The sequence below is a fragment of the Neorhizobium vignae genome (assembly GCF_000732195.1).
Taxonomy (GTDB): domain Bacteria; phylum Pseudomonadota; class Alphaproteobacteria; order Rhizobiales; family Rhizobiaceae; genus Neorhizobium; species Neorhizobium vignae.
In genome coordinates, this window is sequence record NZ_JNNU01000011.1 from 146,048 (window position 1) to 160,717 (window position 14,670).

The following is a 14,670-nucleotide window of genomic DNA, read 5'->3' on the forward strand; positions in this document are numbered from 1 at the left end:
CCAGGTGCGCTCTATAGTGCGCCGCGAATGGCGGGCCTGAAACAGGCGCTCGCCCAACCGAGGAGAGCCCCATGACGATTGCCGTCGGCGACAAACTTCCCACAGCCAAGTTCAAGGAAAAGACCGCGGACGGTCCGGTGGAGATCACCACCGAACAGCTTTTCGACGGCAAGAAGGTGGTTGTCTTCGCCGTGCCGGGCGCCTTTACGCCCACCTGCACGCTGAACCACCTGCCGGGCTATCTCGAGAACCGCGACGCGATCCTCTCCAAGGGGGTCGACGACATCGCCGTCCTCGCCGTCAACGACTGGCACGTGATGGGCGCCTGGGCGACCCAGACCGGCGGCCTCGGCAAGATCCACTTCCTGGCCGACTGGGACGGCGCCTTCACCAAGGCGCTCGGCCTCGACGCCGACCTTTCAGCCGGCGGCCTCGGCGTGCGCTCCAAGCGTTATTCGATGCTGGTCGAAAACGGCGTCGTGAAGTCGCTCAACGTCGAGGAAAGCCCCGGCCAGGCCACAGTCTCCGGCGCCGCCGCGATGCTGGAACAGCTCTGAAGCCGAGTTTGCATTCCGTTTGAAAAGGGCGCCCTCGGCGCCCTTTTTGTTTTATGTCCCCCATCGCGTTTGATCCCGCCTTCTTTCCGCCATAATCGTTATAACATAACCGTAATGTTATTACGTAAATGGCGAACCGAATGGCACATGCACTCCTCTCCCCTGGCTTGATCGGCCGTTCGGCTCTTGGCCGCCTCGTCTACGTCGCGCTGCTTCTCGGCCTGCTGTGGCTGGCAATCGCCTGGGCGGTGATGCTGCCGTGAGCGCCCTCCTCACGCTCGACAATCTCACGGTGACCTACGACCGCCATCCGGCCGTCCATCACATATCGGGCTTCTTCCGTGCGGGCAGCCTCACGGCCATTGCCGGACCGAACGGGGCAGGCAAGTCGACGCTGATGAAAGCGATCATGGGCGAATTGCAGCCGGCGGAAGGACGGCTGCAGCATCAGCTCGTCCGCAGCGATTTCGGTTACCTGCCGCAGGCGGCGGACATCAACCGGCGCTTCCCGATCTCCGTCCTCGATACGGTGCTGCTCGGCACCTGGCGGCATACGGGGGCGTTCAAGGCGAACGGAGCGAAGGAACATGCCCAAGCGGCGGAGACGCTCGCCGCCGTCGGCCTCAGCGGTTTCGAGCGGCGCCCGATCGGCTCGCTCTCAGCCGGGCAGTTCCAGCGCGTGCTGTTTGCGCGCCTCCTGCTTCAGGACGCCAAAGTCATCCTGCTCGACGAACCTTTTACGGCGATCGATGCGCGCACGACCCAGGATTTGCTCGACATCGTCGCGCACTGGCATGGCGAGGGCCGCACCGTGATCGCCGTGCTGCACGACCTCGAGCAGGTGCGGACGCATTTTCCCGAGACCCTGCTTCTGGCCCGCGAATGCATCGCCTGGGGGCCGACGGCGGAGGTGATGTCGGCCGGCAATCTGCTCAAGGCGCGGATGATGGCGGAGCGATGGGACGACGGCGCAGGGATTTGCGAGAGCCCAAGCGGAAAGGCATCGAGCAACGGGGTTGTCGCATGAGCGCCTACGATCTGCTGATCGCGCCGTTTGCCGATTACGGCTTCATGCGCCGGGCGCTGGTCGCCTGCCTCTGCCTGGCGCTCGGCTCCGGACCGATCGGCGTCTTCCTGATGCTTCGGCGCATGAGCCTGATGGGCGATGCGATGAGCCATGCGGTGCTGCCGGGTGCGGCGATCGGTTATCTCGTCGCCGGCTCGCTGTCGCTGACCGCGATGGGGATCGGCGGGCTTGTGGCGGGGCTTTCCGTGGCGCTACTTTCAGGCGTGGTCAGCCGTGCCACGGTGCTGCAGGAAGATGCGAGCTTTGCAAGCTTCTACCTGACCTCGCTGGCTCTGGGCGTGCTGATCGTCTCGCTGCGCGGCTCCAACATCGACCTGCTGCACGTGCTGTTCGGCACCATTCTCGCGATCGACGGCTCCGCGCTCGCCCTCATCGGCTCGATCACATCGGTAACGCTCATCGCCCTTGCCCTGGTCTACAGGCCGCTGGTGGCGGAATGTTTCGATCCGGGCTTCCTGCGCACCGTCGGCGGCCGCGGGCCGGTCCATCACGCGCTGTTCCTGCTGCTCGTGGTGCTGAACATGGTCGCGAGCTTCCAGGCGCTCGGCACGCTGATGGCGGTCGGGATGATGATGCTGCCGGCCGCGGTGGCGCAGCTCTGGGGCCGCAGCCTGACCGCGATGATAGTTCTTGCCGCCGCCACGGCGGCCGTCTCCGGCTATGTCGGGTTGGTCGTCTCCTATCACCTCGAACTCGCCTCCGGCCCGACGATCATCATGACGGCGGCGGTGATCTACGGTCTTTCCATTCTTTTCGCACCGTCCGGCCTTGCCCGACGGCTCTTCCCCCGCCCGCATCTCGCGGGCTGACCTCACGGAGACCTCGATGATATCCCGCAGACTGCTTCTCTCCGCCGCCGTTCCCGCCCTCATGGCCTTTTCCGCCGTGCCTGCCTTCGCCGACACGCTCAAGGTCGTCGCCTCCTTCACGGTGCTCGGCGACGTCGTCTCCCAGGTGGGCGGCAAACATGTGAAGGTGACGAACCTCGTCGGCCCGAACGGCGATCCCCATGAATTCGAGCCGTCGCCGACGGACGCCCGGAACCTGAAGGCGGCGCAGGTCGCCTTTGTCAGCGGCGAAGGCCTGGAAGGCTGGATGGACCGACTGATCACCGCGTCGGGCTACAAGGGCAAGCCGGTCGTGGTGTCGGAAGGCGTCAATACCCGCACCATGGACGAAGACGGCAAGACGGTGACAGATCCGCATGTCTGGAACAGCCCGGTCAACGTGAAGGTCTGGGTCGCCAATATCGAAAAGGCCCTGTCGGAGGCAGACCCGGCCGATGCGAGCGCCTTCAAGGCGAATGCCGAAGCCTATCTCCAGAAGCTCGACGCGATGAATGCCTACGCGCATTCGAAGTTCGACAAGATCCCGGCCGACCGCCGCAAGGTGCTGACCAGCCACGACGCCTTCGGTTATTTCGGCCGCGAATACAATGTGAGCTTCCTCGCGCCGCTCGGCCTCTCGACCGAGACCGAAGCCTCCGCCGCCGACGTCGCCAAGCTGATCGAGCAGATCAAGGCCGAGGGCGTTAAAACCTACTTCCTCGAAAACTCCAACGATCCGCGGCTTGTGAAGCAGATCGCCAAGGCGACGGCTGCCCAGCCGGGCGGCGAGCTTTATGTGGAATCGCTCTCGGATGCCAAGGGACCGGCGCCCACCTATGAGAAGATGTTCCGCTACAATGTCGACCAGATCGCCGCGGCGATGGCGAAGTCGAGCTGATCCCGCAAGAGGAGGCTGCGGGCAAAAGCCCGCGGCCTTTCTTCAGACCGCCATATCGAAAACCAGAAGCCCCGACAGACCGCCGTCCGCAGAACCGATGATCCGGTCGCCGACAGCTATATGGTCCGGATGGACGAGATAGGCGTCGCGCGCCTCGGGGTTCTCGAAGGTCACGATGAAACCGTCGAGGAAGCCGCCGTTCAGGCCTTCCGGGGAAACGTTCTGGCCGAACTTCACGTCGAGGATGCCGGGCGTGACATGCTTCAGCGCGGCGACCGCTTCGTAGATCGACTGCTTGTCGGCCTGGTGGAGGGCCGCCTTGAACCGAACGAATACGCAATGCAGGATCATGAGCGGACCTCCCCGGGTTGTTGGCGGCAGAATAGTGACTGATGCTGCGAGCGCAACAGCGGCTCAGGCGATTTCCAGAAGAAGCGCGCGGTGGTCGGAAACTTCCGGCTCGGCGACGACATTAAAACTCTCGACCTTCACATCCGGCGTCACCAGCAGGTAGTCCGCATAACGGCCGTCCTTCGGATACCAGGACGTGCGGGTATCGGTGAAGCCGCGGGTGGTGACGAGATCGGTGAGGCCGAGCTTTGCGAGAATGGCGAAGGTCTCGCTGCCGGGCAGCAGATTGAAATCGCCACAGACGACAAGTGGTTCACCCGGCTGCCAGACCTTTCCGATCAGCGCGACGAGAGCGTGAGCCTGGGCCAGCCGGGCCGTCGTATCGCCCTTGCCGGCCAAATCCCGCAGCCCGTGCATCTGCACGATGGTCACCGCGGAGCCGGTATCGTAGCGGTGGACGCGGACGGCGTGGGCATTGCGCGAGCGCGGGTGCTCGCCCCAGCCGTCGGCCGAGAACGCTCCGTGGACGAAACCGAGCTGCTGGCCGATGATCGGGAAAGAGCCGCGCACGAAAGTGGCGAGGCCGAATTCGGAGCCGACCTCCCGGTCACCCTCGAACAGCGTGCCTCGGGCGACGGGAGCGTACATCGCCTCATGACCGGGCAGAACCGCCTTCACATCCTCATAGAGGCTGGCCCGCTGCGGCAGTTCGAAGGCGCCGTCGCGGTAGGCCAGCCAGTCGGCGGCCGCATCCGGCGTGCGGGTGACTTCCTGCAGGCAGAGCACATCCGGGTCAGCCGCCTTGAGATACTGCATCAGCGGCGCATGGACTCGGCCGCCCCAGGCGTTGAGGGAGATCAGGCGCAAGATCATCGTTCAGCGCTCCCCCTACTTCTTCTTGAACGGTGCCATCCCGAGGCGGGCAAGCTCGTCGGCGCGCTCGTTTTCCGGATGGCCGGCATGGCCCTTGACCCAGTGCAGCGTCACCTTGTGCCTGTTGCGCGCTTCCTCAAGCTGCTGCCAGAGCTCGGCATTCTTCACCGGCTTCTTGTCGGCTGTCTTCCAGCCGTTCTTCTTCCAGCCGAAGATCCATTTGGAAATGCCGTCCATCACATATTTGCTGTCGGTGTGAAGGTTGACTTCGCAGGGGGTTTTCAGCGCGTTCAGCGCGGTGATCGCCGCCATCAGCTCCATGCGGTTGTTGGTCGTTTCGGCCTCGCCGCCGAACATTTCCTTTTCCGTGTCGCCATAACGCAGGATGGCGCCCCAGCCGCCCGGGCCGGGATTGCCGGAACAGGCGCCGTCGGTGAAAATCTCTACCTGCTTCATGATGCGGACAGTCTTTCCTCGGCCAGCCCATATTCGGTGGCAGATGTGATTTGGCGGTGGAAGCGCAGCTTGCGCAGATATTCGAGCGGGTCCTTCTTGACGACCAGGGCGCCGGCCGGCGTCGTCAGCCAGTCGTAAAGCCGCGTCAGGAAGAACCGCAGCGCGGAACCGCGGGCAAGGATCGGCAGGGCCTCGATCTCGGCTTTCTCAAGCGGACGGACGCTCTGGTAACCTTCGAGCAGCGCCTGGCCCTTGGTGAGATTGTAGGCGCCATCCTTTTCGAAGCACCAGGCATTCAGGCAGATCGAGACGTCATAGGCGAGCAGGTCGTTGCAGGCGAAATAGAAGTCGATCAGGCCGGACAGTTCGTCGCCCAGGAAGAAGACGTTGTCCTGGAAGAGATCCGCATGGATGACGCCGGCGGCCAAATCCTTTGGCCAGTTTCGGTCCAGGTGATCGAGTTCGGAGGAAATCTCGTCCTGCAGGCCGGTCTCGACCTCATCGGCCCGCTCGGCGGACTTTTCCCAAAGCGTCTTCCAGCCCTCCACGGAAAGCGCGTTCGGGCGCGTCAGCCCGAAATCCTGACCGGAAAGGTGCATCCGGGCGAGAGCCTTGCCGACCTCGCGGCAATGTTTCGCCTCCGGCTTCCTCAGCCACATGCCCTCTAGGAAGGAGATCAGGGCGGCGGGCCGGCCGGACAGTGTGCCATAGAGATTTCCGTCGTTGCGCGGCAGGGGCAGCGGGCAGGACAGGCCGCTGGCCGCCAGATGCTGCATCAGGCCGAGGAAAAACGGCAGGTCACGCTCATCCGTCCGCTTTTCGTAAAGCGTCAGGATCAGCGGATCACGGGTGGTGTGCAGCAGGAAGTTCGAATTCTCGACGCCTTCGGCAATCCCCTTGTAGGAGGTCAGTTCGCCGACGTCGTATTCGGTCAGGAACTGCTTCAGGTCGTCTTCGGTGATATCGGTGTAAACAGCCAAGGTGTCATCCCGCTTGAGTCTGCCGCGCAGATTGGTGATGGGGCTTTCCTAGCGGCTCGCCCGGCCCTTCGCTAGAGGTCGGGGCGTCCGAAGCTGAAATCGGACCGCTCTATCGATTTTTCCGGTTTCGCCGGGCGGCTCTCACCCATTCACCCATGCCATGTCCTCAACCGTCAAAGGCACGCCGCGCAGCTCGCGGTTGACGAGGAAATTTTCGGTTTCTTCCGCGGTGATCGCGAGCTCGATCTCGGCCTCGAAACGCTCCTTGAAGGCGGAGATGATCTCGTCGACGATGACTTCCGGGGCGGAGGCGCCGGCGGAAAGGCCGAGCGTGCCGATGCGGCCGATCTCGTCCCAGTTCAATTCGGAGGCGCGCTGCACCAGGAGGGAGCGCTTGGCCCCTGCCCTTAGCGCCACTTCGACCAGCCGCTTGGAATTCGACGAATTCGGAGCACCGACGACGATGAAGAGGTCGCAGCCGGGAGCTGCTTCCTTGACCGCCTCCTGGCGGTTGGTGGTGGCGTAGCAGATGCTGTCGGCCGCCGGCGCCGTGAGGTTCGGGAAACGCTCCTGCAGCTTGGCTATCACGCCTGCGGTGTCGTCCACCGAGAGCGTCGTCTGGGTGACGTAGCCGAGATTGTCCGGATCTTCGGGAACATAGGCTTCCGCGTCGGCGATCGTGTCGATGAGCGACACCGTGCCCGGCGGCAGCTGGCCCATCGTGCCGATCACTTCCGGATGGCCGGCATGGCCGATCAGCACCACGTGGCGGCCGAGGCGCTGGTGGCGCATCGCCTGCTTGTGGACTTTCGAAACCAGCGGGCACGTCGCATCGAGATAAAAGAGATTGCGGGCCTCGGCATCCTCGGGCACGGATTTCGGTACGCCATGGGCGGAGAAGACAACCGGCTGCTGGCGATGTTCGGCCGGGATCTCGTCCAGTTCCTCGACGAAAACGGCGCCCTTCGCTTCGAGACCCTCGACCACATAACGGTTGTGGACGATCTCGTGGCGGACATAGACCGGCGCGCCATAGGCTTTCAGCGCCAGCACGACGATCTGGATCGCCCTGTCGACGCCGGCGCAGAAACCGCGAGGGCCGCAGAGACGAATCTTGAGCGGGCTTTTTTCAGGTATGGATGATGCCATCAAATCAGGACGCCAGGACTGTCAGCACGAGAGCGAAAATGGCCGGACCGCCCTGGATGAGCAGGATGCGCGACTTGACCGACCACGCGCCATATATAGCGGCAATGGTCACGCACACAAGAAAGAAGAGCTTCAATCGGAAGGCGAAGGCGGGATCGCGCCGCGCGCCGCGTCGTCGAAGCGCGGGGGAAATCACGACTGCCTCACGGCCTTCGGAGCTCCGCTCGTCTCTTTAGGAAATCAGGGAAGCGCGTCGTAGCCTGGGCCGAAGCCGGTGAGCTCGATCGGAATGCCGACCCGGTCCTGATCGGCGGATTCGCGCAGGGCGAAGACGGCGGCCTTGCCGGCGCGCAGGATGCGCATCAGTTCCTCGTCGATCTCCACTTCCACATAACAGCCCTCGGAGAAGCAGCGTGTGAAATAGGCGCGGCCGATATTGTTGTTGTCGACATAGAGTTCCATGCCGTCCTTCAGGAGCACGCCGAGCGGCGCGAGGATGCGCAGGATGCGTGCCTTGCGGTCGGCGGTCTTCAGCACCACTACCGACAGGCCGACTTCCGGCCGGTCCTCGGCGATGACGTTCTGCATCAGCGCGCACTGGTCGGCGGAAGCGCCGGCGGGCCGGTCGCAGATGATCGACCATGCGCCATGGTTCTCGCGCACGTTGCCCGGGGGCTGCGCCTGCTGCCCCGAAGGCTGCTGGGCCTGCCCGCCATTCGGCGCCGGCCGGGGCGGCTGCGGTCCCGGCTTGGCGCCCTGAGCCGGCTGGGGGGCCGACTGGGGTGCAGCGGGCCGCGGGCCGGGCTGCGGCTGCTGCGCGAACGCGGGAAGCGAAACGGCGGCTGCAAGCATCACGGCTAGACCGGCGCAGATCAGGGAGGGACGACCCATGGAAACCTCTGGAAGACGAATCAGTGCGGCTATTCTTGTCGTTCACTAGACGAAATGAAAAGCCCTGACCTCTTTCCAGTGGAGTACGGCGAAAGTGGGACCCGCCAAGCGGCGTGGCCCAGCCGTCACTTTTATCAAGAAAACGCCGGATTTTAGCCGCCGTGCAGTCTATAATGACGCGGCGGGAGGTGTGGAAGGCCTTTGAAACAGGACCTCGGCACGGCAGAAAAAGCGGGCTGCGGCCCCTGGCTATCACGGGATTCCGGGCTTATCCCGGAGGCGCAAAAATGCCGCATGGGCTTTTCCCGCCAGATATTGCGGCGGCAGGCAAACTGTGATTGAAGCAGACCATATAGCTTGGATTCTGCGTTCGGTTTGATCGAGATCAGACGCATGGGGAGATATGTAGTGATGAACAGGGCTTTTGCAGTGATGACGGCGCTCATCTGTCTGCTCTTTGCTTCCGCAGGTTTTGCGGACCAGCCGCATCCGTGGCAGATTGATTTCCAGGCGGCAGCAACGCCGATCATGCACCAGATTCGCTGGTTCAACCACTATACGCTGTGGTTCATCGTGCCGACCACGCTTTTGGTTCTGGCCCTGCTGGTCGTCGTCGTCGTGAAGTTCCGCGCCAGCGCCAATCCGGTACCGTCGCGGACCAGCCACAATACGGCGATCGAGATCATCTGGACGCTTGGCCCGGTTCTCATCCTCTTCTTCCTCGCCATCCCCTCCTTCAATCTCCTGAATGCCCAGCTCGAAATTCCGGAATCGGACATGACGGTCAAGGCCACCGCCACCCAGTGGCAGTGGAACTATGAATATGAAGGCACGCCGGCGCCGGTGGCCTTCGATAGTTTCATGCTGAAGGAACAGGACCGCGCAGCCACCGGCAAGACCGACCCTGCGGTCTATCCGCGTCTTCTCGCCGTCGACAACGAAATGATCATCCCGGTCAACAAGACCGTGCGCATGCTGGTGACGGCTGCTCCGTCCGACGTTATCCATGCCTTTGCGATGCCGGCTTTCGGGGTCAAGATCGACGCCGTTCCGGGCCGCCTGAACGAAACCTGGTTCAAGGCCGAGAAGGAAGGTCTGTATTACGGCCAGTGCTCCGAACTGTGCGGCAAGGACCACGCGTACATGCCGATCGCCATCCGCGTCGTCTCGGAAGACAAGTACAAGACCTGGCTCGCAGCTGCTGCGACCGACCTGCCGGGCGCCTACAAGGCTCTCGTAGCTGCGGTCGACAAGCCTGCCGGCAATTTTGCCGTCGCGGCAAATGAATCCAAGTAATACAGAGGAGTGAGGACAATGGCTGGACATTCCGCTCACGACGATCACGCTCATGCTCGCACCTCTCACGATGATGCGCATGCTCACGGCGATCATCACGATCATTCGCACGCGCCGACATTTGCTCAGCGCTGGCTGTTTTCGACCAACCACAAGGACATCGGCACGCTCTACCTGATCTTCGCGATCTTCGCGGGCATCGTCGGCGGGCTTCTTTCCGTCGCCATGCGCATGGAGCTGCAGGAGCCGGGCATCCAGATCTTCCATGGTCTGGCATCGATGGTCTACGGCTTCCAGGGCGACGCTGCCATCGACGGCGGCAAGCACATGTTCAACGTGTTCACCACCGGCCACGCGCTGATTATGATCTTCTTCATGGTCATGCCGGCGATGATCGGCGGTTTCGCCAACTGGATGGTGCCGATCATGATCGGCGCGCCGGACATGGCCTTCCCGCGCCTGAACAACATCTCCTTCTGGCTGATCGTGCCGGCCTTCCTGCTTCTGCTGCTTTCGATGTTCGTCGAAGGTCCGGCGGGCGCTTACGGCGTCGGCGGCGGCTGGACCATGTATCCGCCGCTCGCGACCATGGGTCATCCGGGTCCGGCCGTCGATCTGGCGATCTTCTCGCTGCACGTCGCCGGCGCATCCTCGATCCTCGGTGCGATCAACTTCATCACCACGATCCTGAACATGCGCGCCCCGGGCATGACGCTGCACAAGATGCCGCTGTTCGCCTGGGCCGTGCTGGTCACCGCCTTCCTGCTGCTGCTCTCGCTGCCGGTTCTGGCGGGGGCCATCACCATGCTTCTGACCGACCGCAACTTCGGCACGACCTTCTTCTCGCCGGAAGGCGGCGGTGATCCGATCCTCTACCAGCACCTGTTCTGGTTCTTCGGTCACCCGGAAGTCTACATCCTGATCCTGCCTGGCTTCGGCATCATCAGCCACATCGTCTCGACCTTTTCCAAGAAGCCGGTCTTCGGTTATCTCGGCATGGCCTATGCCATGGTCGCGATCGGCGCCGTCGGCTTCATCGTCTGGGCCCACCACATGTACACGGTCGGCATGTCGCTCGACGCGCAGCGCTATTTCGTCTTCGCGACGATGGTCATCGCGGTTCCGACCGGCATCAAGATCTTCTCCTGGATCGCGACGATGTGGGGCGGCTCGCTGACCTTCTCGACACCGATGATCTGGGCGATCGGCTTCATCTTCCTGTTTACCGTCGGCGGCGTCACGGGCGTCCAGCTCGCCAATGCCGGCCTCGACCGTTCGCTGCATGACACCTATTACGTCGTGGCCCACTTCCACTACGTTCTGTCGCTCGGTGCGGTCTTCGCCATCTTTGCGGCCTGGTACTACTGGTTCCCGAAAATGTTCGGCTACATGTACAGCGAGCGGGTCGGCAACCTGCATTTCTGGGTCATGTTCATCGGCGTCAACCTGGTGTTCTTCCCTCAGCATTTCCTGGGTCTCGCCGGTATGCCGCGCCGTTACATCGACTATCCGGATGCGTTTGCCGGATGGAACTACGTTTCTTCCATCGGCTCCTACATCTCCTTCGTCGGCGTTCTGATCTTCCTTTATGGCGTCTGGGAAGCCTTCGCAAAGAAGCGCGTCGCCGGCGACAATCCGTGGGGCGAAGGTGCGACCACGCTGGAATGGCAGCTTTCTTCGCCGCCGCCGTACCACCAGTGGGAACAGCTGCCGCGCATCAAGTAAGCGCTCGATCCTTGAAAAAGGGCATCGCGGCAACGCGATGCCCCGAAATACCAAACAGGACGGTTCAATGACGGTTATCGACAATCACGACGCTCTCGGCACCGATGGAGGCGCGCGCCTCTCGGAAGCGAGCGCACGCGATTTCTTCGAGCTCCTGAAGCCCCGGGTGATGTCGCTCGTGGTCTTCACCGCATTCGCCGGCCTCATTCTCGCGCCGGGCCAGATCAATCCGGTCCTCGGCGTGATTTCCATTCTCTGCATCGCGGTCGGCGCCGGCGCCTCCGGTGCGCTGAACATGTGGTATGACGCCGATATCGATGCCGTCATGACCCGCACCGCCAAACGCCCGATCCCGGCCGGCCGCATCCTGCCCCAGGAAGCGCTCGCCTTCGGCCTGACGCTCTCGGTCTTCTCGGTCGTCATCCTCGGCCTTGCGGTCAACTGGTTCTCGGCCGGCCTGCTTGCCTTCACGATCTTCTTTTATGCCGTCGTCTACACGATGTGGCTGAAGCGCTCGACCCCGCAGAACATCGTCATCGGCGGCGCCTCCGGCGCATTTCCCCCGATGATCGGCTGGGCCTGCGTCACCGGCGGCGTGTCGCTCGACAGTATTCTCCTGTTCCTGATCATCTTCCTGTGGACGCCGGCGCATTTCTGGGCGCTCGCCCTCTTCAAGATGCGCGACTATGGGTCCGTCGGCGTGCCGATGATGCCGAATGTCGCAGGCGAGGCCTCCACCAAGAACCAGATCATCGTCTATGCGGTGCTGACCGCGGTGATCGCTGTCGCCCCCACCCTCACCGGACTTGCGGGCCTCGGTTACGGCATCTTCGCCGCCCTGCTCGGCGCGATTTTCGTCATCTGTTCCATCGCCGTCCGGCGCATGCCCGACGGCGATGAAAAGATGATGCCGGCGAAGAAGATGTTCGCCTATTCGATCTTCTATCTCTTTGCGATCTTCTCAGGCCTCCTGGCCGACCGGCTGCTCGCGGGATTGCCGCACCTCGTGGGAGGTTTGCTGTGATGGAAAAAATCACGCTCAGCGAAGCCCAGAGGAAGTCCCGCCGCAACCGCAATATCGCGCTCGGCATCGTTCTGGCCGGGCTCGTGGTCCTTTTCTACATCATGACGCTGGTGAAAATCGGCGGAGTCGGGAACTAGGGTGGAGCGATGACGGACGTCAATCAGAACGGTCAGGCAAAACGGGTCAGCAACAGCGCGATCTTCGCCGGCTGCGCCGTTTTCGTGGCCGGCATGGTCGGCGCTGCCTATGCGTCCGTGCCTCTCTACCGGCTGTTCTGCCAGGTCACCGGCTATAACGGCACGACCCAGCGCGTCGAGCAGTATTCCGACAAGATCCTGAACAAGCCGATCCAGGTGACGTTCGACGCCAACATCTCGCCGGGCCTGAACTGGGAGTTCAAGCCTGCCAAGTCGGTCAACCCGAAGATCGGGGAGACCGTGCAGATCGAATACACGGCGACCAACCGGTCGTCCAAGCCGACGACGGGCAGTGCCGTGTTCAACGTGACGCCGATGGAAGCGGGCGCCTATTTCAACAAGGTCGAGTGCTTCTGCTTTACCGAGCAGACGCTGCAGCCCGGCCAGTCGGTTCAGATGCCGGTGGTGTTCTTCGTTGACCCGGAGCTCGCCACGGCCCAAGAGACCAAGAACATCAAGACGATCACCCTGTCCTACACCTTCTATCCGAGCGAGCCGGGCAAACCGGTCGCGGCTCTGCCGGAAGGCCCGAAGGCAGGCGCCCCGAAGACGGGCACAGGGAAACTTTAAGAGGGTTCGCCGGTTTTCCGGCGAAGCAGGCATTCATCCGGGGATTCTGACATGGCCGATGCGCATCAGAAAAATCACGACTACCACATCATCGATCCGAGCCCGTGGCCGATTCTCGCCTCGCTCGGCGCCTTCGTCATGACCTTCGGCGGCGTCGGCTACATGCGTTACCTGCATGGCGGCCAGTTCCATATCTTCGGTCTGGATCTTGCGACACCGTGGATCTTCTACATCGGCCTGGCGATCATCATCTATACGATGATCGGCTGGTGGGCGGACACGATCAAGGAAGGCAATTCGGGCGCCCATACCCGCGTCGTCTCGCTGCATCTGCGCTACGGCATGATCATGTTCATCGCTTCCGAAGTGATGTTCTTCGTCGCCTGGTTCTGGGCCTTTTTCGATGCCAGCCTCTACGCCAACGAGGCGATCCAGGCGACCCGCGTCGAGTTTCTCGGCGGTCAGTGGCCGCCGAAGGGCGTCGAGGTGCTCGATCCCTGGCACCTGCCGATCTACAACACGGTCATCCTGCTTCTGTCGGGCACCTGCGTCACCTGGGCTCACCACGCGCTGCTGCACGGCGACCGCAAGGGCCTGATCAGCGGTCTGGCGCTCACCGTAGCGCTCGGCATCCTGTTCTCCTGCGTCCAGGCTTACGAGTATATCCACGCTCCGTTCGCGTTCTCGAACTCGATCTACGGCGCGACCTTCTTCATGGCGACCGGCTTCCACGGCTTCCACGTGCTGGTCGGCACGATCTTCCTGGCTGTTTGCCTGCTGCGCGCCATCAACGGCGGTTTCACGCCCACCCAGCATTTCGGCTTCGAAGCAGCCGCCTGGTACTGGCACTTCGTCGACGTGGTATGGCTGTTCCTCTTCTTCGCCATCTACATCTGGGGTGGCTGGGGCGCACCGCTCGCCCATTGAGCCAGGGGACATGAATTCCGGGAGGGCGGCGACAAGCCGCCCTTCTGCTTTTTTAGGACTGGAACGAATGGCAACCAAGGCTCCCTCGCGAACCACATCGGATGAGACGCCCGCCCGCGGCCGTGGCCGGGTGATCGCGACCGCCGTCCTGGTGCTGGCGGCGCTCGCCATCCTGCTGTCGCTCGGCACCTGGCAGGTGGAGCGGCTGCATTGGAAGGAAGGGCTGCTTGCCGATATCGCCCAGCGGCGGGCGGCGGCACCCGTCCCGCTTTCCGATATCGAGGCGATCCGGAAATCCGGCGGCGATATCGAATACCGCCGGGTATCGATCACGGGCACGTTCGACCACGCCAGCGAGCGACATTTCTTCGCGACCTTCGCAGGCCAAACCGGTTTTTACGTGTACACCCCGATGACGCTTGCCGACGGCCGCATCCTGTTCGTCAACCGCGGTTTCGTGCCCTATGAAATGAAGGATCAGAAGACGCGCACGGTCGGGGAAGTTGCCGGCCCGCAGACCGTCAGCGGATATGCGCGGGTGCGGCTTGGGGAAAAGCCGTCCTCGATCGTTCCGGACAACGATCTCGCCAAGAACATCTTCTACTGGAAGGATCTCGATGCCATGGCCTCGACCACCGGTATCGAGGCGTCGAAGGTCGTGCAGTTCTTCGTGGATGCGGATGGATCGATCGTCAATCCTGGCGGCTGGCCCAAAGGCGGCGTCACCCAATTCGACCTGCCGAACAGCCATCTGCAATATGCCGTGACCTGGTACGGCCTTGCCGCGGCCCTCGTTGCCGTCGTCATCGGCATGATCTTCCGCCGCAAACGCGCCTGAGCCCGCATGATAGGCTTGCTTCGG

At 62.8% G+C, this 14,670-nt stretch carries 19 protein-coding genes; 12 read left to right on the forward strand and 7 right to left on the reverse strand.

Translation table 11 applies throughout. From position 1 onward, the window contains the following. The first annotated feature begins 71 nt into the window (after positions 1 to 71). From GQ59_RS19650 to GQ59_RS19665, 5 genes are all read left to right on the forward strand, one after another. Complete coding sequence (locus GQ59_RS19650; protein WP_037084242.1) at positions 72 to 557, forward strand: peroxiredoxin; 486 nt, start codon at positions 72 to 74, stop codon at positions 555 to 557. A 140-nt stretch (positions 558 to 697) separates the two neighbouring features. Continuing rightward, a complete protein-coding gene (locus GQ59_RS33340; protein WP_280114053.1) occupies positions 698 to 820 on the forward strand; it encodes a hypothetical protein in 123 nt (40 codons plus the stop codon). Beyond that, the gene (locus GQ59_RS19655) at positions 817 to 1,584 is read left to right on the forward strand and encodes a metal ABC transporter ATP-binding protein (RefSeq protein WP_037084245.1); all 768 of its coding nucleotides are present in this window, start codon (positions 817 to 819) and stop codon (positions 1,582 to 1,584) included. Before GQ59_RS33340 ends, GQ59_RS19655 begins: the two co-directional genes overlap by 4 nt. Next, positions 1,581 to 2,453, forward strand: coding sequence for a metal ABC transporter permease (locus GQ59_RS19660; protein ID WP_037084248.1), 873 nt, complete (start codon positions 1,581 to 1,583; stop codon positions 2,451 to 2,453). The genes GQ59_RS19655 and GQ59_RS19660 overlap by 4 nt, the downstream gene beginning before the upstream one ends. Before the next feature lie 16 nt (positions 2,454 to 2,469). After that, positions 2,470 to 3,369, forward strand: coding sequence for a metal ABC transporter substrate-binding protein (locus tag GQ59_RS19665; protein WP_037084249.1), 900 nt, complete (start codon positions 2,470 to 2,472; stop codon positions 3,367 to 3,369). A gap of 42 nt (positions 3,370 to 3,411) precedes the next feature. Here GQ59_RS19665 and GQ59_RS19670 read toward each other — a convergent pair whose 3' ends face one another. From GQ59_RS19670 to GQ59_RS19700, 7 genes are all read right to left on the reverse strand, one after another. Further along, complete coding sequence (locus GQ59_RS19670; protein ID WP_037084251.1) at positions 3,412 to 3,720, reverse strand: Dabb family protein; 309 nt, start codon at positions 3,718 to 3,720, stop codon at positions 3,412 to 3,414. 63 nt (positions 3,721 to 3,783) lie between these two features. Continuing rightward, positions 3,784 to 4,587, reverse strand: a complete 804-nt coding sequence (locus GQ59_RS19675; RefSeq protein ID WP_037084418.1) for an endonuclease/exonuclease/phosphatase family protein — start codon at positions 4,585 to 4,587, stop codon at positions 3,784 to 3,786. 21 nt (positions 4,588 to 4,608) lie between these two features. Next, complete coding sequence (gene rnhA, locus GQ59_RS19680) at positions 4,609 to 5,049, reverse strand: ribonuclease HI (protein ID WP_037084253.1); 441 nt, start codon at positions 5,047 to 5,049, stop codon at positions 4,609 to 4,611. After that, positions 5,046 to 6,029 (reverse strand): homoserine kinase, encoded by a 984-nt coding sequence (locus GQ59_RS19685; protein ID WP_037084255.1) that lies wholly within the window; start codon positions 6,027 to 6,029, stop codon positions 5,046 to 5,048. The genes rnhA and GQ59_RS19685 overlap by 4 nt, the downstream gene beginning before the upstream one ends. Positions 6,030 to 6,170: 141 nt before the next feature. Next, a complete protein-coding gene (gene ispH / locus GQ59_RS19690; RefSeq protein ID WP_037084419.1) occupies positions 6,171 to 7,178 on the reverse strand; it encodes a 4-hydroxy-3-methylbut-2-enyl diphosphate reductase in 1,008 nt (335 codons plus the stop codon). 4 nt (positions 7,179 to 7,182) lie between these two features. Further along, positions 7,183 to 7,374 carry a DUF1304 family protein gene (locus tag GQ59_RS19695; protein ID WP_051904075.1) on the reverse strand — a complete coding sequence of 64 codons (192 nt, stop codon included), beginning with the start codon at positions 7,372 to 7,374 and terminating at the stop codon, positions 7,183 to 7,185. Positions 7,375 to 7,418: 44 nt separating this feature from the next. Then, positions 7,419 to 8,069, reverse strand: a complete 651-nt coding sequence (locus GQ59_RS19700; protein ID WP_037084256.1) for an invasion associated locus B family protein — start codon at positions 8,067 to 8,069, stop codon at positions 7,419 to 7,421. 411 nt (positions 8,070 to 8,480) lie between these two features. Here GQ59_RS19700 and coxB point away from each other — a divergent pair, with 411 nt between their 5' ends. From coxB to GQ59_RS19735, 7 genes are all read left to right on the forward strand, one after another. Then, complete coding sequence (coxB, locus tag GQ59_RS19705) at positions 8,481 to 9,365, forward strand: cytochrome c oxidase subunit II (protein WP_051904076.1); 885 nt, start codon at positions 8,481 to 8,483, stop codon at positions 9,363 to 9,365. Between the two features lie 18 nt (positions 9,366 to 9,383). Further along, positions 9,384 to 11,090 carry a cytochrome c oxidase subunit I gene (gene ctaD / locus GQ59_RS19710; protein WP_037084259.1) on the forward strand — a complete coding sequence of 569 codons (1,707 nt, stop codon included), beginning with the start codon at positions 9,384 to 9,386 and terminating at the stop codon, positions 11,088 to 11,090. A gap of 67 nt (positions 11,091 to 11,157) precedes the next feature. Then, positions 11,158 to 12,114 (forward strand): heme o synthase, encoded by a 957-nt coding sequence (locus GQ59_RS19715; RefSeq protein WP_037084260.1) that lies wholly within the window; start codon positions 11,158 to 11,160, stop codon positions 12,112 to 12,114. Next, complete coding sequence (locus tag GQ59_RS32730) at positions 12,114 to 12,251, forward strand: cytochrome c oxidase system small membrane protein (protein WP_037084261.1); 138 nt, start codon at positions 12,114 to 12,116, stop codon at positions 12,249 to 12,251. The genes GQ59_RS19715 and GQ59_RS32730 overlap by 1 nt, the downstream gene beginning before the upstream one ends. A gap of 9 nt (positions 12,252 to 12,260) precedes the next feature. Then, positions 12,261 to 12,881 carry a cytochrome c oxidase assembly protein gene (locus tag GQ59_RS19725; protein WP_037084263.1) on the forward strand — a complete coding sequence of 207 codons (621 nt, stop codon included), beginning with the start codon at positions 12,261 to 12,263 and terminating at the stop codon, positions 12,879 to 12,881. Positions 12,882 to 12,932: 51 nt separating this feature from the next. Beyond that, complete coding sequence (locus tag GQ59_RS19730; protein ID WP_037084265.1) at positions 12,933 to 13,808, forward strand: cytochrome c oxidase subunit 3; 876 nt, start codon at positions 12,933 to 12,935, stop codon at positions 13,806 to 13,808. A gap of 67 nt (positions 13,809 to 13,875) precedes the next feature. Then, positions 13,876 to 14,646, forward strand: a complete 771-nt coding sequence (locus tag GQ59_RS19735; RefSeq protein WP_051904077.1) for an SURF1 family protein — start codon at positions 13,876 to 13,878, stop codon at positions 14,644 to 14,646. Positions 14,647 to 14,670 lie beyond the last annotated feature (24 nt).

Bases quoted from the DNA above. Each gene is read 5' to 3' on its own strand.
- GQ59_RS19700 (WP_037084256.1), bottom strand. From the start codon at position 8,069: ATGGGTCGTCCCTCCCTGATCTGCGCCGGTCTAGCCGTGATGCTTGCA.
- rnhA (WP_037084253.1), bottom strand. From the start codon at position 5,049: ATGAAGCAGGTAGAGATTTTCACCGACGGCGCCTGTTCCGGCAATCCC.
- ctaD (WP_037084259.1), top strand. From the start codon at position 9,384: ATGGCTGGACATTCCGCTCACGACGATCACGCTCATGCTCGCACCTCT.
- GQ59_RS19650 (WP_037084242.1), top strand. From the start codon at position 72: ATGACGATTGCCGTCGGCGACAAACTTCCCACAGCCAAGTTCAAGGAA.
- coxB (WP_051904076.1), top strand. From the start codon at position 8,481: ATGAACAGGGCTTTTGCAGTGATGACGGCGCTCATCTGTCTGCTCTTT.
- GQ59_RS33340 (WP_280114053.1), top strand. From the start codon at position 698: ATGGCACATGCACTCCTCTCCCCTGGCTTGATCGGCCGTTCGGCTCTT.
- GQ59_RS32730 (WP_037084261.1), top strand. From the start codon at position 12,114: ATGGAAAAAATCACGCTCAGCGAAGCCCAGAGGAAGTCCCGCCGCAAC.
- GQ59_RS19715 (WP_037084260.1), top strand. From the start codon at position 11,158: ATGACGGTTATCGACAATCACGACGCTCTCGGCACCGATGGAGGCGCG.
- ispH (WP_037084419.1), bottom strand. From the start codon at position 7,178: ATGGCATCATCCATACCTGAAAAAAGCCCGCTCAAGATTCGTCTCTGC.
- GQ59_RS19665 (WP_037084249.1), top strand. From the start codon at position 2,470: ATGATATCCCGCAGACTGCTTCTCTCCGCCGCCGTTCCCGCCCTCATG.
- GQ59_RS19660 (WP_037084248.1), top strand. From the start codon at position 1,581: ATGAGCGCCTACGATCTGCTGATCGCGCCGTTTGCCGATTACGGCTTC.
- GQ59_RS19725 (WP_037084263.1), top strand. From the start codon at position 12,261: ATGACGGACGTCAATCAGAACGGTCAGGCAAAACGGGTCAGCAACAGC.
- GQ59_RS19735 (WP_051904077.1), top strand. From the start codon at position 13,876: ATGGCAACCAAGGCTCCCTCGCGAACCACATCGGATGAGACGCCCGCC.
- GQ59_RS19730 (WP_037084265.1), top strand. From the start codon at position 12,933: ATGGCCGATGCGCATCAGAAAAATCACGACTACCACATCATCGATCCG.
- GQ59_RS19670 (WP_037084251.1), bottom strand. From the start codon at position 3,720: ATGATCCTGCATTGCGTATTCGTTCGGTTCAAGGCGGCCCTCCACCAG.